The sequence below is a fragment of the Alcaligenes sp. HNGD-HTN06 genome (assembly GCF_049932565.1).
In the GTDB taxonomy this organism is placed as follows: domain Bacteria; phylum Pseudomonadota; class Gammaproteobacteria; order Burkholderiales; family Burkholderiaceae_B; genus Alcaligenes; species Alcaligenes ammonioxydans.
Genome location: NZ_CP187782.1, coordinates 138,218 through 156,990 on the forward strand (window position 1 = coordinate 138,218; position 18,773 = coordinate 156,990).

At 59.3% G+C, this 18,773-nt stretch carries 14 protein-coding genes; 4 read left to right on the forward strand and 10 right to left on the reverse strand.

Going from position 1 to position 18,773, the window contains the following annotated elements; all coding sequences use genetic code 11:
- Positions 1 to 14: 14 nt before the first annotated feature.
- From ACOZ42_RS00610 to ACOZ42_RS00630, 5 genes are all read right to left on the reverse strand, one after another.
- Positions 15 to 1,622 (reverse strand): carboxyl transferase domain-containing protein, encoded by a 1,608-nt coding sequence (locus ACOZ42_RS00610; protein ID WP_003800553.1) that lies wholly within the window; start codon positions 1,620 to 1,622, stop codon positions 15 to 17.
- Between the two features lie 72 nt (positions 1,623 to 1,694).
- Positions 1,695 to 2,876 carry an acetyl-CoA C-acyltransferase gene (locus ACOZ42_RS00615; RefSeq protein WP_003800551.1) on the reverse strand — a complete coding sequence of 394 codons (1,182 nt, stop codon included), beginning with the start codon at positions 2,874 to 2,876 and terminating at the stop codon, positions 1,695 to 1,697.
- Positions 2,869 to 4,680: a bifunctional isocitrate dehydrogenase kinase/phosphatase gene (aceK, locus tag ACOZ42_RS00620; protein ID WP_426345863.1), complete on the reverse strand. Its 1,812-nt coding sequence runs from the start codon at positions 4,678 to 4,680 to the stop codon at positions 2,869 to 2,871. The genes ACOZ42_RS00615 and aceK overlap by 8 nt, the downstream gene beginning before the upstream one ends.
- 69 nt (positions 4,681 to 4,749) lie before the next feature.
- Positions 4,750 to 5,928, reverse strand: coding sequence for an isovaleryl-CoA dehydrogenase (locus tag ACOZ42_RS00625; protein ID WP_003800548.1), 1,179 nt, complete (start codon positions 5,926 to 5,928; stop codon positions 4,750 to 4,752).
- 81 nt (positions 5,929 to 6,009) lie between these two features.
- Positions 6,010 to 6,402: a MerR family transcriptional regulator gene (locus ACOZ42_RS00630; RefSeq protein WP_003800546.1), complete on the reverse strand. Its 393-nt coding sequence runs from the start codon at positions 6,400 to 6,402 to the stop codon at positions 6,010 to 6,012.
- Positions 6,403 to 6,552: 150 nt separating this feature from the next.
- On the opposite strand from ACOZ42_RS00630, the gene ACOZ42_RS00635 reads away from it, so the two are divergent.
- On the forward strand, positions 6,553 to 7,629 hold the full coding sequence (locus ACOZ42_RS00635) for an MBL fold metallo-hydrolase (RefSeq protein ID WP_059318446.1): 1,077 nt from the start codon (positions 6,553 to 6,555) through the stop codon (positions 7,627 to 7,629).
- Positions 7,630 to 7,743: 114 nt separating this feature from the next.
- A complete protein-coding gene (metC, locus tag ACOZ42_RS00640; RefSeq protein ID WP_415302042.1) occupies positions 7,744 to 8,940 on the forward strand; it encodes a cystathionine beta-lyase in 1,197 nt (398 codons plus the stop codon).
- Between the two features lie 224 nt (positions 8,941 to 9,164).
- Here metC and ACOZ42_RS00645 read toward each other — a convergent pair whose 3' ends face one another.
- The 4 genes from ACOZ42_RS00645 to ACOZ42_RS00660 all read right to left on the reverse strand — a co-directional run bounded on the left by ACOZ42_RS00645 (position 9,165) and on the right by ACOZ42_RS00660 (position 16,057).
- Positions 9,165 to 9,806 carry a thiol:disulfide interchange protein DsbA/DsbL gene (locus tag ACOZ42_RS00645; RefSeq protein ID WP_003800541.1) on the reverse strand — a complete coding sequence of 214 codons (642 nt, stop codon included), beginning with the start codon at positions 9,804 to 9,806 and terminating at the stop codon, positions 9,165 to 9,167.
- An 89-nt stretch (positions 9,807 to 9,895) separates the two neighbouring features.
- Positions 9,896 to 10,639, reverse strand: a complete 744-nt coding sequence (locus ACOZ42_RS00650; RefSeq protein WP_003800538.1) for an SPOR domain-containing protein — start codon at positions 10,637 to 10,639, stop codon at positions 9,896 to 9,898.
- Positions 10,640 to 10,653: 14 nt separating this feature from the next.
- A complete protein-coding gene (gene argS / locus ACOZ42_RS00655) occupies positions 10,654 to 12,339 on the reverse strand; it encodes an arginine--tRNA ligase (RefSeq protein WP_240209182.1) in 1,686 nt (561 codons plus the stop codon).
- Positions 12,340 to 12,469: 130 nt separating this feature from the next.
- Complete coding sequence (locus ACOZ42_RS00660; RefSeq protein WP_415302043.1) at positions 12,470 to 16,057, reverse strand: phospholipase effector Tle1 domain-containing protein; 3,588 nt, start codon at positions 16,055 to 16,057, stop codon at positions 12,470 to 12,472.
- A gap of 97 nt (positions 16,058 to 16,154) precedes the next feature.
- On the opposite strand from ACOZ42_RS00660, the gene ACOZ42_RS00665 reads away from it, so the two are divergent.
- Complete coding sequence (locus ACOZ42_RS00665; RefSeq protein ID WP_003800531.1) at positions 16,155 to 16,502, forward strand: DUF1840 domain-containing protein; 348 nt, start codon at positions 16,155 to 16,157, stop codon at positions 16,500 to 16,502.
- Between the two features lie 85 nt (positions 16,503 to 16,587).
- Positions 16,588 to 16,908, forward strand: a complete 321-nt coding sequence (locus tag ACOZ42_RS00670) for a hypothetical protein (RefSeq protein WP_003800530.1) — start codon at positions 16,588 to 16,590, stop codon at positions 16,906 to 16,908.
- Between the two features lie 325 nt (positions 16,909 to 17,233).
- Here the strand turns inward: ACOZ42_RS00670 and ACOZ42_RS00675 are convergent, their stop codons facing one another.
- Positions 17,234 to 18,673 carry a basic amino acid/polyamine antiporter gene (locus ACOZ42_RS00675; RefSeq protein WP_003800528.1) on the reverse strand — a complete coding sequence of 480 codons (1,440 nt, stop codon included), beginning with the start codon at positions 18,671 to 18,673 and terminating at the stop codon, positions 17,234 to 17,236.
- Between the last annotated feature and the right edge of the window lie 100 nt (positions 18,674 to 18,773).

Sequence of the window (18,773 nt, forward strand, 5' to 3'; positions counted from 1 at the left end):
AGTGTCTCCTTGTCTTACATGCGGAACACGCCAAAGCGGGTGTCTTCAATAGGGGCGTTCAAGGCGGCGGACAGGCCCAGGGCCAGAACGCGCCGGGTATCCGAGGGTTGGATGATGCCGTCATCCCATAGACGCGCCGTGGCGTAGTAGGGATGGCCTTCATGTTCGTACTGGGCGCGGATCGGGGCCTTGAACGCCTCTTCTTCCTCGGCGCTCCAGGTCTGGCCACGAGCTTCCAGTCCATCACGGCGCACGGTAGCCAGTACGCTGGCAGCCTGCTCACCACCCATGACCGAGATACGGGCATTGGGCCAGAGAAACAGCAGGCGCGGGCTGAAGGCACGGCCACACATGCCGTAGTTACCGGCACCGAAAGAGCCGCCCAGAATCACGGTGAACTTGGGTACGGCAGCCGTGGATACGGCGGTGACCAGTTTGGCGCCGTGGCGGGCAATCCCTTCGTTTTCGTACTTGCGGCCCACCATGAAGCCGGTAATGTTCTGCAGGAACACCAAAGGTGTCTTGCGCTGGCAGCACAGTTCAATGAAGTGGGCGCCTTTCTGGGCCGCTTCCGAGAACAGAATGCCGTTGTTGGCGATGATGCCCACGGGCATGCCGTGGATATGGGCAAAGCCGGTCACCAGCGTGGTGCCAAAGCGGGCTTTGAATTCATCAAAGTCCGAGTCATCCACGATGCGGGCGATCACTTCGCGCACATCGTAGGGCTTGCGGGTATCGGCGGGGATGATGCCGTTCAGCTCTTGCGGGTCGTAGCGCGGTTCGCGCACTTCTTTCAGCGGCCAGGGTAGTTTTTTCTCGCGGTTCAGGCGGCCGACACAGCGGCGTGCCAGTTCCAGCGCATGCAGATCGTTCTCGGCCAGATGGTCGGCCACGCCGGACAGACGGGTGTGCACATCGCCACCACCCAGGTCTTCGGCGCTGACTTCTTCACCGGTTGCGGCTTTGACCAGTGGCGGCCCACCCAGGAAGATGGTGCCCTGGTCGCGCACGATGATGGACTCATCGCTCATGGCCGGCACGTAGGCACCGCCAGCGGTACATGAACCCATCACGACAGCAATCTGCGCAATGCCTTGGGCCGACATATTGGCCTGGTTGTAGAAGATGCGGCCAAAGTGGTCCCGATCCGGGAATACGTCTTCCTGATTGGGCAGGTTGGCCCCGCCCGAGTCCACCAGATATACGCAAGGCAGATTGTTCTGTTGGGCAATTTCCTGGGCACGCAAATGCTTCTTCACAGTCAGCGGATAGTAGGTCCCGCCCTTGACCGTAGCGTCGTTGCAGACCACCACGCATTCAATGCCGGCAATGCGGCCAATGCCCGTGATGATGCCCGCGCCAGGAGACTCGTTGTTATAGACATCCTGGGCAGCCAGAGGCGAGAGCTCCAGAAAAGGCGTACCGGGATCAAGCAGACGTTCGACGCGTTCGCGCGGCAGCAGCTTGCCGCGTCCCACATGGCGTTGCCGGGCGGATTCGGACCCACCCAAGGCGGTTTTCTGTAGCTTTTGGCGCAGATCAAGGATCAGGGCCTGCATGATCGAGGCGTTGTCCTGAAAGTCTTGGGAACGCGGATTGATGCGGGATTCAATAACTGACATGGCGTGCCTGGAAAGAGAACAGAGAAAAGCCCATAAAATCAGCCGGGCCGCAGCCCGGCTGATGAGCTTGCTTTAGACCAGCTCGACGGCCAGCGCGACGGCTTCGCCGCCGCCAATGCACAGCGAGGCAATGCCGCGCTTGCCGCCTGTTTTACGCAGGGCGCCAATCAGGGTGGCCAGCAGGCGCGCACCCGATGCCCCGATGGGGTGACCCAGGGCCGTGGCGCCACCGTGGATATTGACCTTGTCGTGCGGGATGTTCAGCTCTTTCATGGCGGCCATGGTGACCACGGCAAAGGCTTCGTTGATCTCGAACAGATCTACATCAGCCACGCTCCAGCCGGTTTTATCCAGCAGCTTCTGGATGGCGGCTACGGGTGCAGTCGTGAACCAGGCGGGCTCCTGAGCGTGCTGGGTGTGAGCCACAATACGCGCCAGTGGCGTGGCGCCCAGTTCCTTGGCTTTCTCTTCGGTGGTGATCACCATGGCGGCGGCACCGTCCGAAATGGACGAGGCGTTGGCCGCGGTAATCGTGCCATCTTTTTTGAAGGCGGGACGCAGCGTGGGGATCTTTTCGGGCATGGCTTTGGTGGGGGCCTCGTCCTTGGCAATGACTACATCGCCTTTGCGGCCCGCAATCGTTACCGGAGCGATTTCCCAGTCAAAACTGCCGTCTTCGCTGGCCTGACGAGCGCGGCGCAGCGATTCCAGTGCATAGGCATCCTGCTCTTCGCGGCTGAACTCGTACTTGCTGGCGCAGTCTTCCGCAAACACACCCATGGCGGTACCACGGCTGTACGCGTCTTCCAGTCCATCCATGGCCATATGGTCATACACGGTGGAATGGCCGTAGCGGTAGCCCTGGCGGCCCTTGAGCAGCAGATAAGGGGCATTGCTCATGCTTTCCTGGCCCCCAGCCACGACGACGTCCACGCTGCCAGCCTTGAGCAGGTCGTGGGCAAACATGGCCGCTTTCAGGCCGGAACCGCAAACCTTGTGGATGGTGGTGCAAGCCACGCCCTGGGGCAGACCGGCCCCCAGGGCCGCCTGGCGCGCAGGGGCCTGGCCCTGACCAGCTTGCAGCACGTTACCCATGATCACTTCGTCGATCTGGTCGGCCTGGATGCCCGAGCGCTCCACGGCCGCCTTGATGGCGACCGCGCCCAGTTCGTGAGCGGCCAGATCGGACAGACTACCCATCATGCCGCCCATCGGGGTGCGGGCGATCGAGACGATGACAACGGAATTAGTCATGAAAGACTCCTGGTTGCAAAGAGGAGACCGGTGCGCGCTTGGCAAACTCGTGCAGCTGCCGATCTTTGTTATACGGAAAAATATTTTCGATCCGACCTTGCGTTACCCGCAAGCGACATTGAGACCACCATTCAGGCTCCAGCAATTCTGCATGGTGGGCCATGAAGGCTTTGCGAATGCGTGGGTCGGTCAATAGAAAGTAGCCGAATTCTTCGGGAAATACATCGTTTGGGCCAATCGGATACCAAGGTTCGCTCGCCATTTCGGCTTCTTCGTTCGGTGCGGGCGGAATGGCGCGGAAATTCATCTCGCGCATATGCTGGATTTCGTCGTAGTCATAAAAGACGACGCGGCCCAGACGGGTCACCCCAAAGTTCTTGAACAACATGTCGCCGGGGAAAATGTCGGCGGCCGCCAGCTCGCGGATTGCCTTGCCGTACTGGTCGACAGCGGCGTTCAGGGCGGGATCGCTGGCCTTGTTCAGGTACAGGTTCAGGGGAGTCATGCGCCGTTCGATATAGACGTGGCGCAGCAAGATGGTGTCTTCGGACTCTTCCAGCAGGCTGGGCACTTCGCGCCGCAACTCTTCCAGCAAGGCTTGTGAAAAGCGGGCCTTGGGCAAGGCAACCTGCGCGTAATCCCAGGTGTCAGCCATGCGCCCGACACGATCATGCTTTTTGACCAGCTGGTATTTGCTGCGCACCGTGGCATGATCCATGCCCTGCTTTTGAATGTGGTCGCGAATCAGCTTGAAGACATAAGGGTAAGACGGCAGCGTAAAGACGGTCATCACCATACCGGCAATACCGGGAGCCAGATCAAAGTGATCGTGCGAGTGCGACAGGTGGTGCAGAAAGTCGCGGTAGAACAGCGTCTTGCCCTGCTTTTGCAGACCGATGGCGGTATAAAGCTCGGCCTTGGGCTTGCGTGGCAGCAGGCTGGACAGGAAGTCCACATAGGCCGACGGGGCTTCCATATCGACCAGGAAGTAGGCGCGCGTAAAGCTGAACAGCGTGGACAGGTCGTCCGTGGTGTGCAGCAAGGCGTCGATGTACAAATGTCCGGAGGGGCGATGCAAAATGGCCAGCGAAAAAGGCAGCACTTCGCCTTGATTGATCAGGCGGCCCACCACATAGGCCCCCTTGTTGCGAAAGAACAGGGAGTTCAGCACCTGAATCTGGCAGTCTGAGCCAATGCGCGAACCATAGCCCCGTGGCAGACGGCGACACAGCTGACGCACCGCCATGCGAGCCAGCGTGCGCACATCGCGTGGCAGGTCGGCAAAGGGGGCGGCCAGACCGAAGTCGGCCAGCATACTGGTTAGACTGGCTTCCAGACCTTCTTCGGTGGGGTAATAGACCCGATACGAAGGCAGCGCGCCGTCCAGATAATCCGTGGCAACGGCTGGGCGCACGAAAATGAATTCGTTGCGAAAGTAGTGCCGATGCAAGACGCGGCAGGAGACGGAGTTAAAGAACGTCTCGGCGCATTCCGGCTGTCGGTGACCCGAGAGCAGGCGTACAAACTCTGCCTTGGCCTGTAGCCACAATTGCTGCTGGGCCTCGTCCAGGTGGGCCGGTGCCGACGGTGTCGGTTGATGCAGACGCAGATTCTGGCTGAGCATGGCCGCGCACTCGCGCACTCGCGTGGCGTAATACTCGATACGCTCACGGGACAGTTGCTGGATGCCATGCCAGTCCCCCGATTCGTACAAGGACTTGGCGCGCTGGGCGCTATAGCGAAACAGCGCATAGTGGCGATTGAAACCATCCAGCATGGCCTGAGCGACCTGGGTCGCGGTCATCGCCGGTTTTTGAACCGGAGTGATGACCGTGGTTTCGCCAAAATCAGGGTTGGACATGCCTCTGCCTTTTTAGGCGGTTTCAGCGAACAGTTCGCGGCCAATCAGCATGCGGCGGATTTCACTGGTGCCCGCGCCGATCTCGTACAGCTTGGCATCGCGCCACAGGCGGCCTGTGGGGAATTCGTTGATGTAGCCGTTGCCGCCCAGAATCTGGATGCCTTCGCCGGCCATCCAGGTGGCTTTTTCAGCGCTGTACAGGATGGCGGCCGCGCAGTCTTTACGCACGGAGCGCACGTGAGCGGCGCCCAGACGATCCAGGTTCTTGCCCACGGCATAGCACAGGGCGCGGCTGGCTTGAAGGGTGGTGTACATATCGGCCACCTTGCCTTGAATCAGTTGAAATTCGCCAATGGCCTGGCCGAACTGCTTGCGGTCGTGGATGTAGGGAATGACGACGTCCATGACGGCTTGCATGATGCCCAGCGGGCCACCGGCCAGTACGGCGCGTTCGTAGTCCAGGCCGGACATCAGCACTTTGACGCCGCCATTGAGCTGGCCCAACACGTTTTCTTCAGGCACTTCACAGTCCTGGAACACCAGTTCGCCCGTGTGGCTGCCGCGCATGCCTAGTTTGTCCAGCTTCTGGGCGACGGAAAAACCGGCAAAATCCTTTTCGATCAGAAAGGCGGTAATGCCGCGTGCGCCGGCTTGCGGGTCCGTTTTGGCGTACACCACCAGGGTGTCAGCGTCCGGACCGTTGGTAATCCACATTTTGGAGCCATTGAGCACGTAGCGATCGCCTTTCTTTTCGGCGCGCAGCTTCATGCTGACCACGTCCGAACCAGCACCGGGCTCACTCATGGCCAGGGCACCGATATGCTCGCCGCTGATCAGTTTGGGCAGGTATTTCTGCTTCTGGGCTTCTGTCCCGTTGCGGTTGATCTGGTTCACACAGAGGTTGGAGTGCGCGCCGTAGGACAGGGCTACCGAGGCGCTGGCACGGGAGATTTCCTCCATCGCGATCATGTGGGCCAGATAACCCAGGTTCGCACCACCGTATTCTTCGCTGACGGTCATGCCCAGCAAACCCATCTCACCGAACTTCTTCCACAAGTGCATGGGGAACTGGTCATCGTGATCCAGTTGAGCCGCTAAGGGGGCAATTTCGGCCTGGGAGAAGTCGGCGACAGCGTCGCGCAGCATGTCCAGGTCGGAGCCAAGATCGAAATTCAGGCCGGGCAGGCTCATGAGACACTCCGTGGAAATAAATGGGTTGTAGAATCCTATTTATATTACGTTTACGTAAACGTCATATATATGGGTTTTCCCTTATCGGGATTCCTGCTTTAACTGTTCACTCATGGTGTGACAGATGTCGAGCTGATCCTGAATTTCCTGCAAGGTCTGATCCAGGTCCTGCCGCTGCCGCTCCAGGCGCAGGCGATGCTCGTTTAGCACTTCCTGATAATGCTTAAGCTGCGAAGCGGTGTCCATCGGGGATTCATACATATTGATCAGCCGCAGGATCTCCGATAACTGCAGTCCCAGCCGTTTGCCGCGCAGGGCCAGCTTCAGGCGGGCACGATCGCGGGGCTGATAAATGCGCTGGGTACCTTGGCGCAGCGGGCTCAAGATTCCTTGGTCTTCATAGAAACGCAGGGTTCGGGGCGTAATGCCGAACTCATGCGCCAGATCCGATATTGTCCAGGTTGTCGTTGTCATTTTTAGTGTGATTTACGTAAACGTAAACTATCATGCCATAGAGCCAGGGTGCGAACCAGGGTCTGTGAGGCTTCTTTTACGCTTAACAGGCCCTAGCCTTTTAGTATGGACAGCCCTTACGTCTTGCAAGAGCTATTCATTGGAGTGAGCATGAATCCTAACGAACAAAAATTGAATTATCCCTGGGCAGATACCCTGCCCCCACCGGGTGGCAGCCTGGAGGTCGCACCGGGGGTGCGATGGTTGCGCATGCCTTTGCCCTTTGCGCTGGATCACATCAATCTGTGGCTGTTGCGCGACCAGATCGAGGGTCGCGACGGTTGGACTATTGTGGACTGTGGTGTCGCCCGCCCTGAAGTGCGCGCGCTGTGGGAACAGGTTTTTCAGCATGAACTGGACGGTTTGCCTGTCCTGCGCGTGATCGTGACTCATATGCACCCTGACCACATTGGCTTGGCCGACTGGTTATGCCAGCGTTGGAATGCTCCTTTGTGGATCAGCATGACCGATTACGCCACGGCTCGCTTGTGGTCGGGTGCGGGTGGACGACAGACGGGTGCGGAAGCGGGCGGCCCGAATGGTGTGGCGGCAGAGGCGCATTTTGTCCGTCACGGTCTGCAAGATGAGAAAGCCCGTGAGCAGATTCGCAGCCGGGGCGATTACTACCCTTCGATGGTGCCTTCAGTGCCCGAGCGTTTTGTGCGCTTGATGGATGGTCAGCGTGTGGTGATCGCCGGTCGCCCCTGGCGTTTGATCGTGGGTTACGGCCATGCGCCCGAGCATATGTCCTTGTACTGCGAAGCGCTGAAGGTGCTGATTTCCGGTGACATGCTCTTGCCGCGTATCTCCACCAATATCAGCGTGTTCGATACCGAGCCCTTTGCCAATCCTTTGCCCTTGTACCTGAATTCCTTGCTGTCTTATCAGGATCTGGCCGCGGATACCCTGGTGCTGCCCTCACATGGCAAACCTTTCCGTGGCATGCATGAGCGCATTCGTCAGCAGCAGGAACATCATGCCGAGCGACTGGAAGAGGTCCTGCAAGCGTGTGACCAGCCCTGTACGGCAGCCGACATCTTGCCGGTGCTGTTTCATCGCAAGCTCGATTCGCATCAGATGACTTTTGCCATGGGCGAGGCCATTGCTCACTTGCACGCCTTGTACTTTGACGGCCGTTTGTGTCGCCAGATGGGCGAGGACGGGGTGTACCGCTTCCAGCGCACATGAAGAACGAGTCCGCTCCTTAATAAGGACCGGCAATATAGTGATTGAAAGCAGGGGCGACCCGCTCTGTCGGCCTGTGGTAGCGTAGAGTTTTTCTTGCTACCGCCTGCCGACACTATGAGTTCTGATCTCGACCTGGACACCGCCCTGCAACATACTGGTCTGGCACCGTTCGATCCGCACACGGATGCGGCGCCGGTGGCCGTACCGATCATGCGCACCAGTACGGTGCGCTTTCGCAATCTGGATGCTTTGGACCGCGCTCAGGCTGACAAGGCCGATCCAGAAAAACGCTCGGTCACCTATGGGCGCTCGGGCATGGATACCCACGCCGCCCTGGAGCAGGTGTTCTGTCAGCTTGAGTCTGCCACCCAGGCCTTGCTGGCGCCCTCGGGCATGGCGGCCATTACCCTGGCTTTGCTGGCCTTGCTGGATTCGGGCGATCATGTGCTGATTGCGGACAGCGCCTATGGTCCGGTCCGCTATCTGGAAAAGACGGTGCTGCGTCGCATGGGCATACAGGCCACGTTCTGCGCGCCGACCCCTGAGGAAATGGAACGCCATCTGCAAGCCAACACCCGCATGGTGTACGTGGAATCGCCTGGTTCCCTGCTCATGCAGATGCTGGATATGCCCGCCTTGGCCGCGTTTGGACGCCAGCACAATTTGTTGCTGGTCACGGACAATACGTGGGGCTCGGGTTATATCTACCGTCCGCTGGCGTTGGGCTTTGATGTCTCCATCGTGGCGGGAACCAAGTATGTGGCAGGTCACTCCGACCTGATGCTGGGCGCGGTCATGTCGGCCGATCCGCAACTGAACAAGCGCTTGCACGACAACCATTATGCTCTGGGGTTTTCCATCAGTGCGGACGATGCCTGGCTGGCCTTGCGGGGCGCGCGCACCCTGCCCATCCGCATGCGTGAAAGTGCTGCCAATGCGCTGGCCGTGTGCCAGTTTCTTGACAGTCGTCCTGAAGTCACTCGGATCTATCACCCTGCCTGGCCTCACGACCCCGGCCATGCTTTGTGGCAGCGAGACTGTACGGGCTCCAACGGGATGTTGTCGGTCCAACTGGCACTGAACCCTGTGCAGGCGCGTGTGTTTGTGGATGCCCTGACATTGTTCGGTATCGGCTTTTCCTGGGGCGGCTTTGAAAGTCTGGTGCAACTGGTGGATACGGCATTCCTGAGCGGCCACACGTACTGGGAACACAGTCAGGACAGTTTGGTGCGTTTGCATATTGGGCTGGAGTCGCCCAAGGATTTGTGCGCGGATCTGACGCAGGCTTTTGAGCAGGCCGCGCAGGGTTGAGGCTAGCTGACACGGGATAAAGCAGACAGGCGCGTCCGCTGGGTGGGACGTTGCGTGCATGGGGCGGCCGACTTCTCGGACAAATGGCGGTCAGCGCCGTGGCGGCTTATGGACGCGGTATGGCCAGACCCGCGGTCACAGCGATAAAAACGGCAACGGCCCTCAAGATCGGAATGTATTCCGTCTTGAGGGCCGTTGCTGCTATGGCGTGCCCAGCGTGCTGATTAGCGGCTGGTGACCATTTTCACCAGCTCCTGGGCCTTGGTGATGCTTTCGTCGTAGCCATTGGCCAAGGAAGGCGACGTCACGAATTTGCCCCCCACAGCCAGGCTAGGTGTGCCCTGAATCTGGTAGGTATTGGACAGTTCATTGGCTTTGTTGGCCTTGGTCTGGACGCCAAAGGAGTTGAAGGTCTGCTCGAAGCGATCCTTGTCCACACCTTGCTTGGCCACCCAGGCCGAGATGGTTTTGGCATCGAAGATGCGTTCACGTTTTTGGTGAATCGCATCAAACACCTTGGGGTGCAGGTCCAGGCGGTCCATGGCCTCCAGGGTGTAGTAGAGCTTTTGCAGGTCGGTCATGCCGGCATTGAAGGCAACCGGCACACGGCGCAGCACGACATTGTCAGGCAGGGTCTTGGCCCAGGCTTCAACCTTGGGTTCGAGGATGGCGCAATGTGGGCAGCTGTAGGAGAAAAACTCCAGCACTTCGGTTTTGCCGACGCTGTCCGAGGGCTGAGCCGCAGGCAGGGTAACGTAGCCTTGGTTGGCTTGTTGAGCCAGCGCGCTGGTGGTGGGCAGCAAGCTTGCCCCGGCCAACAGACTGGCACCGACCAGGGATCGTACAAACAATGCGTTCAGCTTCATGAATCAATTTCCTTAAGGGGGAAGATGAGGTCTATGACCTGTGCAAGGGAGGAAAAGTTCACCTCGGGCCCGTTTTCATCGTTAAGGGCTCAGGGCCGTACGACGGAGGTGTCAATTTTTTCCTCGGCCAGCCGGCTGCGTGCCCGGTTCATTTCGTCTATGCCCTTGAAGGGCCCCAGGCGTACCCGGTTTACCGTCCCGCCATTGACCTGAGCACTTTGCACGGACGCATTAAAGCCCAGCATCAGCAGGCGGGCCTTCATGGCTTCTGCATCGGCTGTGTTGCGAAATGCGCCCGCCTGCAGGTAATAAGGGGTCGAGGTCGTGGCGGGCTTGGCGGCCGCAGGGGGGGCGGCCGGTGCTGGTGCGGCCGGTTTGCTGGCAGCCGGTGCCGGGGCGCTTGGCGCGGACGGTGTGACTGCCGGAGCGGCCACCGTTGGCGCCGGTGTCCGGCGTGCCTCAGGCTGGCCGGCAGACTCGGACCCTATGGAAGGCAAGGTCGCAATCAGGTCGCCCAAGGCATCGGGCGCAGCGGGTTTGGGCACATTGGGCAAATTGACGGGAGGCAGGGTCAAGCCGGGAATCGTGCCGCCCGGTGGCGGCGTCTGCCCGCTGGAGCTGCCATACAGATCCCGGTTCGGGTCCAGTAAATCCCGCCCTTCAGGCAAGGCAACGGTAGGTTTGTCCCGACTGGCCTTGTCGACAAAGGGCATGGGCACTTTGGTGACAAACAGGGCCACCGCCACTGCGGCGCCCAGGCCCAGAATCAGGCCAATCAGAATGCCGGTATACGTACCGCCGGAACTGCCGGATTTTTTTCGTGCTCTTGCCATATCTGCCTATGGGTTTACATACGTTCAGGTGCCGATACACCCAGCAGGTTCAGACCATTGCGGATGACCTGGGCGCAGGCCTGGGCCAGACGAAGGCGAGCCAGACGCAAGGCAGTGTCGTCTACCGACACGCGCTCGGCGTTGTACCAGGAGTGGAAGTCCGCGGCGCAGTCGCGCAGCCAGAACGCAATGTGATGAGGTGCCAGTTCGCGGGCGGACTGGGCCAGCACGGCGGGGTATTCGGACAGGCGTTGCAGCAAGGCAATCTCGGTGGGGGCGGTCAGGGGCGTGATGTCGGCCCCCGGTACCTGATCGAGCAGCTCTGCCGACTGGTTCAACACGGAGTTGATGCGGGCATGAGCGTACTGGATGTAATAGACCGGGTTTTCTTCGCTCTTGGACAAGGCCAGATCGATATCGAATACGAATTCGGAGTCGGCACGACGCTGGATCAGGAAGAAACGCACGGCATCCTGGCCCACCCATTCGATCAGATCACGCAAGGTGACGTAACTGCCGGCACGTTTGGAGATTTTCACTTCCTGGCCATTGCGCACGACTTTCACCATCTTGTGCAGAATATAGGCTGGAAATTCCTTGGGGATACCCAGTCCCAGCCCTTGCAGGCCGGCGCGCACCCGGGCGATGGTGCCATGATGGTCGGTGCCCTGGATATTGATTACGTGGTGAAAGCCGCGCTCCCATTTGGTCACGTGGTAGGCCACATCGGGGACGAAGTAGGTATAGCCGCCTTCGGACTTGCGCATTACGCGGTCTTTATCGTCCCCTGTCCCCAGTTCGGTGGTGCGCAGCCATAGCGCGCCGTCCAGCTCGTAGGTGTGACCGGCGTCGATCAGGGCCTGCACGGTTTTCTCAACCTTGCCGGAGGTGTACAGCGAGCTTTCCAGGTAGAAATTGTCAAACTTCAGACCAAAGGCTTGCAGGTCCAAGTCTTGCTCACGGCGCAAATAGGCCACAGCAAAGCGACGGATGTCTTCCAGATTGTCCAGATCACCGCTGGCCGTGACAGACTTGCCATCAGCGGCCTGAACCGTTGCACCAGCCTGGTAATCGCGGGCGATATCCAGAATGTAGTCACCCTTGTAGCCATCAGCGGGAAACTGCTCGCTGTCGGGTTCAATGCCCCGCGCACGGGCCTGTACGCTGGTGGTCAGATTGTCGATCTGGTTGCCAGCGTCGTTGTAGTAGAACTCCCGTGTCACGTCATAGCCTTGCGAGCTGAACACGCGACACAGTGAGTCACCCAGGGCGGCTTGACGGGCATGACCGACGTGCAGGGGGCCGGTAGGATTGGCCGACACGAACTCCACCATCAGTTTTTCATGGGTGGGCGCGGCGTGACCGAAATGCTCACCCTGCTCGGCGATGGCGTGCAGGACGGCCTGATGGGTGGCGGTGGACAGACGGAAGTTGATAAAGCCTGGGCCAGCAATTTCCGCGCCAGCCAGCAAGGCGGCGGCGTTCGGATCGGCCATCAGGGTATCGACGATTTGCTGAGCCAGCTCGCGCGGGTTGCGCCCGGCCGGTTTGGCCAGTTGCATGGCAATATTGCAGGCGGCATCACCGTGCGCGGCCACTTTGGGGCGCTCTAGCGTAATGGTCGGCTCAGCCTGGGGCAAGATGGCACGGACGGCAGCCTGAAGGCAGGCGATTAATTGAGATTGTTGCTCAGCAAGCATAGGAAAGGTCTGGATTGGTAGAAAGACAACCGGGACGAGTTGGTCAGGCCCCGGATGGAAGGCGCGGCATCGGCCCGCCGGATAGCCCCACATGATAGCGTGATTTGACACCAAATTCTTTTCAAGAAGCCTAGCGCTCCCATCCCAGGTGGTTCTGTAACCACGTATCGTAAGCGTCCATGTCTACCCAGGCCACCTGATTGCCGCCGCGCACGCGCCAGTCATCAAAGCGCGTGAGCAGACGCTCCATGCTTTTGCGCACGTCCCGGCCCAGGGCAGGATGGGAGTCCTGATACAGCAGGTCCTGACCATGGCCATGGTAGTCAATGCGCCGGACACCATGCGTGGTCAGGCGCAGGCCGGGTGGCCGCATGTCTTGCACGATAGGGTGCCTGACCTGTAGATCCGTTTGAGGCAATTCGGCCAGCGTCAAACCGGCTGCCGTGGCTTGCCAATGCATCCAGGCCAGAGCCACTTTGTCCAGGTCGCTGACGGCGGTCCTGTCATCGGGCAGCACACCGCCGCCAATTTGGCTATGAGCACCGATAAAGGGCATCTCCACGGTGTTCATGGCCTGGGCCAGGCCGCTTAAGGGAAAGAGCAGTCGGTGCTCGTGCATGGCCACGGCATGGGCGACCCAGTTCCAGGCGTCCGACACACCCAGTCGATAGTGGGTGTTGCTCCAGCCCCCCAGCCCAAACTGCGCCACGGTATCAAAAAGGCCCAAAAATCGGGGGGTGATACAGGCCCGGATGGCACCGCGCTGCGGGTCATTCAAGACAAACCAGCCTTGATGGAGGTGATCCATAATGCGATTGGAAAAGTCGCGTGCCAGTGCAGCCCCGCGTGAAAAACCCAGCAGGTCTACCGGCTCAGCAACAGCCGCAGGCCCCCGCTCCTGCATGCGGTTCAGAAAGTGCTTCCATTGTGATTCCAGAATGCGACCCGCCCGCCAGGCAGTCAGCGCATCCAGATCGACAGTCAAAGGATTGCCGGGGCCGTCGCTGTAGTGCACGGCTCCATCCTGATACAACTGCGACAGTTTCCACACATTGCTAGTGGTGATGGGCGCCTGCCTTGTGCCATCAAACGCGAACAGCAGCAGGCCGGTGGGATCGATATGACGCAAGGGCTGCTGGTGGGCGTAGCCCACGGCCTGGCTCTGGGGCCAAGGCCCCAGCGGGTCCGCTTCCAGATAGTGGCCATGATCGGGCAAATAGGTCCGCAACAGGTTGTCATGCCAGCCTGTTGCGGACTCGGCATAGTGCCCTGGCAGGCGCAGATTGAATTCCAGGTCCTCCCGCAAAATCTCGGCTTGCCCCAAGGGGTTCAGGTCTGCGCCCCAGACCAGTTTGGCATGCTGATCGCTAATCAGCCGCACCGCTCCCATCAGATCGCCATGCAGGTAGTACAAGCGCCCTTGCCCGTCGGGCTGGTAAACAATCATGCCTACCGGTGTGAGGCCCGCGTACAGGTAGCGTCGGGATAGGCGCAGGCCAGGCGCGGCGGGCAAATCCAGCTCGGCCATCAACTGCTGGCCATGAAAGAAAAAGGCGCGTTCCTGATGACCTTGTTTGCGCCAGATACGTTGACCAAAGGCGTCATGCCGGTACTGGACCAGCGTGGCCTCGGCGGTATGTACACGCCGCAAGCGGCGGTTGGGGCCGTAGTCCAGGCGCATGGTGCCGACTGTGGTTGGGGTTCCGCTGGGCATGCGTCCAATCGGCGTAACGGCTTGCGGTGTGCGCGCCGCAAGTGAGCCGTCCGGGTTCCAGGCCAGCCATTGCGCCGGTTCTGTCGTGCCCTGCCGCAACGCGATCAAACGGCGTTGAGCGTCATAGTGCAGATTCCAGTGACGCGTGTGTTGCAGCAGCGGGTACTCATGACGCTCTTCCAGCACATTGCCTTGCTCATCCAGACGGCGGGCCTGGGTCCAGACCGCTTGGCCATCGGCCTGCAAAAGCATGGCATCCACCGTCTGCCCGGTGCTGTTCGCATGGCTGATCAAGTGCAGGCCGTTGCCCCAGGCGTAGCCGGTCTCCTGGGCGCGAATCACAGTTTGTGCCTGCCCGGATTGCCCGATCCATTGCAGCGATTGCAAACGTCCCTGCGCATCCCAGCGGTAGCGAAGTTGCCCTCCTTCGGGCAAGGTGTGGTGTGTGAGCCGGCCTTGCTTGTCGTACTCAAAGCGTTCGATCCAGATCTGGCCGGGGCTATGTGCCCGTTCCAGACGACGCTCCCTCAGCAGACCGGCGCGCAAAGTGAGCCATTGCGTTTCAGTGGGGTGACGAATGCGCAGCGCCCCCGGGCCCAGCCAGTCCAGTTCGCTGCGCTCCGTGTCCTGGCCTTGCCGGTGCTCAAGACGGCTTAATCGCCCCTGTTGATCGTATTGAATATCCAGCGAACCCTCTTGGGCGTAGTCAATACGCGTGAGCTTGCCACTCGCGTTCCAGTAGCGCATTTGACTGCCGTGCAGGCTGCTCGCCCACTGTGTTAAACGTCCTTTCTCATCCAGCCCCAGGCGCAGCATCCCCCAGCCGCCCTGATCCTGCTCTAACTGTGACAGCGTTCCATTTGCACGACGCCGTGCCGACCACGGGCCGGCCTGCAGCCAGCGCCCCTGCGGGTCGTACTGCCAGTGCGTGCGATGGGTCGGGCAGGATTCGCACAAGCGGCTTTCCAGGGTTTGCAGTCGCCGTTGGCCTTGATAGTCGCGATAGTGGAAATGATGCTGCTCCGCGCCGATGAACCATTTACTGATGCCTGGCTCATGGGTGGCCGTCCATTCCTGCTCGAAAGCGTAGGAGATCAGGCGACGGATACGGCCCTGGGCGTCATACTCCCAATGCTGCATCTGGTGCGGGGCTTGTCCGGGCGCCTGCAGGCTGCTGCCTCCCAAGTCATGTCTCCCCGGCGTGGGATGGTAGAGGCGTTGCATGCCGTCGGGGCGGCTGACCTTGGCCAGCCAGATCTGCAGATCGCCTTGCTCCAGAAACCAGTGAAAGGGGCCGGCTGGCGTCTGAATATGGATGACGGTGGCACTTGATGTGGTGGGGGCCTGGATGGCTGTCTGGTTTTGCGCCCGCTCTGGTGACGAGTCCGGTTTCTGCGCCGGGGCTTGCCAGTCAAATACCAGTGTTTGTCCTAGATGGTTACGCACGGTCTGCACAGCGTGCGCCCGCGGATGGCTGGCCGTAAAGCGCTCTATATCCAGCCATTGCCGGCTGCCGATACGTACCTGGATCAACCAGCCCTGTTCATTAAAACGCAGGGCCAAGCCATTGGGGCCTTGCCAGAGCCAAGCGGCGCCTTGTGCCCGGGCCGGTGGGTATAAGCGGGTCTGTCGCCCATCGGGCATAAATAAGGCATGGCCTTGCTGCCGGATGCGCAGATCGTAGTTCAAGGCCCAGCCTGTTGAACCGAGTGTAGGCGTGGGATTGCGTCCCTGCCCGTTCCAGTGACGCTGTAGCTGGAGCAATGGCCATGCCTGGCTGAGGGGCAGATCGATATCGCTTTGTTGTTTGCGTCCGCCCAGCAGGTCTACCGGATTGAGCAAACCCATATCCGGCGCAGGCTCGGGCAGGTCCCCCAGGGCAGCCGCCGGTGCGCAGCGTGTGGGGGTCGGGGGCAAGGAGCATTCCAGTGAGCCGTGTGACCAGACCGGAGACGGCGCCAGGATCAAAAGCGGGATTAAGCAGTACAGCGCAGCGACAGGCATGAAGGACTCTCCAAGAGGGGGAAAATCCTGCTATCTTGCAGGGGTGTGTATCCTGAAAGTCGAATCGGAAACACAAAGATCCATAAGGAGAAACCGTATGCTAGTCGTCTTTAAAAGCAAAGCCGCCGCCGATGTTCTGATGTTCTCTGAACATGCCATGCCTATTCTCCGGGCCGCAGGGCGCTCCTATCCCGATGGTTTGCCCGAGCGTGGCGTCTTCACGCCCGAGCAGTTGTCCGAAGCCATTGGCAATATTGAGCGAGCGATCGGGCAAGACCGGGAAAACAAGCACTCGCCCCACGAGGACGAAGACGAGGACAAGGAGCATCCGATGTCCCAGGCCGTCAGTTTTGGCCAGCGGGCTTACCCCTTGCTCGATATGCTGCGTCAGGCCAACAACACGGGGGTTCCGGTAATGTGGGAGCCGGCAGACAGTTCCTGGTAGGGTCTGAAATGTCGGCCTGCCGACAATTTGGCAGGCCTTCTTTGCTTAAGCTCCACAGTTGATCCAATTTTTTCGGAGATCGTCTATGAGCGCTATGGTGCTTGTGATCTTTAGTCCTCGCCAGCACATAGAGCTGGTCACTCCAATACAAACCATCGATCCTGAAAGCGGCAAACAATCTCGTGATTGGTTTGATCGCACCTGGCAGGAACTGGGCTGTGAACCCATGCGGGCCAGCGGCAAAGTGCTGCTGCTCGATAAAATCATGGGTGTTGCCGATGCCCTGGGTTATACCTTGCTGACGCAAGACGAAGAACGCGCCCAGGAGTTTGCACGCCATTGTTTGCAAGCGGTCGGTTCCATGCAGGTCACCGTGGATTTGCCAGGTTTGGCGGTTACTTACTGATCAGGTTCAAGACAATGGAAGACCGGCTCCTTGGGGTCGGTTTTGTTATTCCTTTTTAGCGCGACTGGACAACTGAACGGGTGTTGAAAATTTTGAGCATGTTCGCCCAAAACCCTCCGTCGTGAACTTCCATCCCTCAGCAGGCGGAATATAGCCGATCGATGAGTGCAAACGTTTATGGTTGAACCAGGCAACCCCTCCCAAGCTCGCCAAGTTGCTGAACTGCCAGGCTGAATCTGCCGTCAGGCTCAGTCTTTCCACGAAAGGTCGCATTTTCACAAAAAGACCGAGCCTTGCTCAAGTTAGGCGTGCTTGGCAACCGAGGTTAGAGGGTGATCTTGCCTACGTACAACAACCACAGCACCACGACATCGGCGATCAGCAAGATGGCGACATACAGTTTTTCCAGCCTCTCAAAGATTGGCTTACCGTCGTTCTTTTCCTTACGTGACCAAATGAATACGGGCAGACCGCAAGTCAGAAGGATCGGAACGAGTGCCAGGTAGTTCAGTGAGCTGGCGTAGAAGATGAAAAGGCAGAAAAGTACGCCCATCACGCCGCTGACGAGCGCAAGCGTCATGCCTGTTGAAGAATACTTCTTGTATTCGTGAGTCAGGCACAGCTTGGTTATGTAAAGCGTGGTTGTGATATAGGCAGGCACCACCATGAGGGCGCTGATGTTGTACATCGTGTTCCAGGCATTGTTGGAGAAATACACCAACAGCATGGCCGCCTGCATGATGCCGCTGCTTACCCAAAGCGAGATGCTGGCTGCGTCGTTCTTGTTGGTCCGGGAAAACGCCTTGGGAAATGCACCGTTTTGCCCAGCTGCCATGGGAATTTCAGCGCACAGCATGGTCCATGCTAGCCATCCAGCCAGAACTGAAATGATCAACCCCACATTCATCAACCAACTGCCCCATTGCGCGCCCACGACGTGTTCCAGCACGCCGGAGGTAGACGGGTTGGCCACTTGAGCGAGCTCTGGCTGCGTCATGGCGCCAAAGGGCAAGACCGATAACAAGATATAAATAATCAGGGCAATCAAGAAGCCCAGCAGGGTGGCCTTCCCCACGTCGCTTCTTTTGCGGGCGCGGCCAGAGAGCACCACGGCACCTTCTACGCCAATAAATGCCCACAGGGTAACGGTCATGGGTGCCATGATCTGTGCTGTCAGCGAAACCGGGGTGCCCTTGTCTCCGGGACCGCTGAGCACTTGAGGCGAGGAGCCCCAGATATTGCTGAGCAACTGGGAGTAGTCGATCAAGAAGCCCAAAAGGAACACGAACAGCACCAGGGGCACGAGCTTGGCAATGGTGCCTAGAGTGTTGATGAAGCCGGCCACTTTGGTGCCGGAGAGAACGAGATAGTTGTAGCCCCATATCAAGATGGAGCCGCAAATAATCGAGTTGAGGTTATTGCCGTTTGTGAATACGCCGGGAAATATCTGGTCGAACGCATCCATGAGAATGACGGCAAAGGCTACGTTGCCAAAGCACGTCATCAACCAATAGCCCCATGCCACGTTAAAGCCAATGAAAGAGCCGAAACCCTCCTGGGCATACATGTAGACCCCGGCCTGCAGGTCTGGACGCAAATCGGACAGCATGCGAAAAGCGTTGGCAATGAAGTAAACGCCAATGCCGGCGATGATCCAGGCAATGACAACAGGCCCCACTGCCGATGTGGCCGCCGTGTTCTGCGGCAAGCTGTAAACGCCGCCGCCCAACATTGAGCCCACCACAATCGCGATAAGGGCCAGCATGCCAAGCTTTGCTCCAGCTGGGCCTGCGCTCGGCGTAGCGTCGGCACTTGCACTTACTTGAGATTTATCAGTCATGTCTTTTCTCGCACCTTAGAAGAAA

Excerpts from the sequence above, each read along its gene's own strand:
- ACOZ42_RS00610 (WP_003800553.1), bottom strand. The coding sequence starts at position 1,622 with ATGTCAGTTATTGAATCCCGCATCAATCCGCGTTCCCAAGACTTTCAG.
- ACOZ42_RS00615 (WP_003800551.1), bottom strand. The coding sequence starts at position 2,876 with ATGACTAATTCCGTTGTCATCGTCTCGATCGCCCGCACCCCGATGGGC.
- aceK (WP_426345863.1), bottom strand. The coding sequence starts at position 4,680 with ATGACCGCGACCCAGGTCGCTCAGGCCATGCTGGATGGTTTCAATCGC.
- ACOZ42_RS00625 (WP_003800548.1), bottom strand. The coding sequence starts at position 5,928 with ATGAGCCTGCCCGGCCTGAATTTCGATCTTGGCTCCGACCTGGACATG.
- ACOZ42_RS00630 (WP_003800546.1), bottom strand. The coding sequence starts at position 6,402 with ATGACAACGACAACCTGGACAATATCGGATCTGGCGCATGAGTTCGGC.
- ACOZ42_RS00635 (WP_059318446.1), top strand. The coding sequence starts at position 6,553 with ATGAATCCTAACGAACAAAAATTGAATTATCCCTGGGCAGATACCCTG.
- metC (WP_415302042.1), top strand. The coding sequence starts at position 7,744 with ATGAGTTCTGATCTCGACCTGGACACCGCCCTGCAACATACTGGTCTG.
- ACOZ42_RS00645 (WP_003800541.1), bottom strand. The coding sequence starts at position 9,806 with ATGAAGCTGAACGCATTGTTTGTACGATCCCTGGTCGGTGCCAGTCTG.
- ACOZ42_RS00650 (WP_003800538.1), bottom strand. The coding sequence starts at position 10,639 with ATGGCAAGAGCACGAAAAAAATCCGGCAGTTCCGGCGGTACGTATACC.
- argS (WP_240209182.1), bottom strand. The coding sequence starts at position 12,339 with ATGCTTGCTGAGCAACAATCTCAATTAATCGCCTGCCTTCAGGCTGCC.
- ACOZ42_RS00660 (WP_415302043.1), bottom strand. The coding sequence starts at position 16,057 with ATGCCTGTCGCTGCGCTGTACTGCTTAATCCCGCTTTTGATCCTGGCG.
- ACOZ42_RS00665 (WP_003800531.1), top strand. The coding sequence starts at position 16,155 with ATGCTAGTCGTCTTTAAAAGCAAAGCCGCCGCCGATGTTCTGATGTTC.
- ACOZ42_RS00670 (WP_003800530.1), top strand. The coding sequence starts at position 16,588 with ATGAGCGCTATGGTGCTTGTGATCTTTAGTCCTCGCCAGCACATAGAG.
- ACOZ42_RS00675 (WP_003800528.1), bottom strand. The coding sequence starts at position 18,673 with ATGCTGGCCCTTATCGCGATTGTGGTGGGCTCAATGTTGGGCGGCGGC.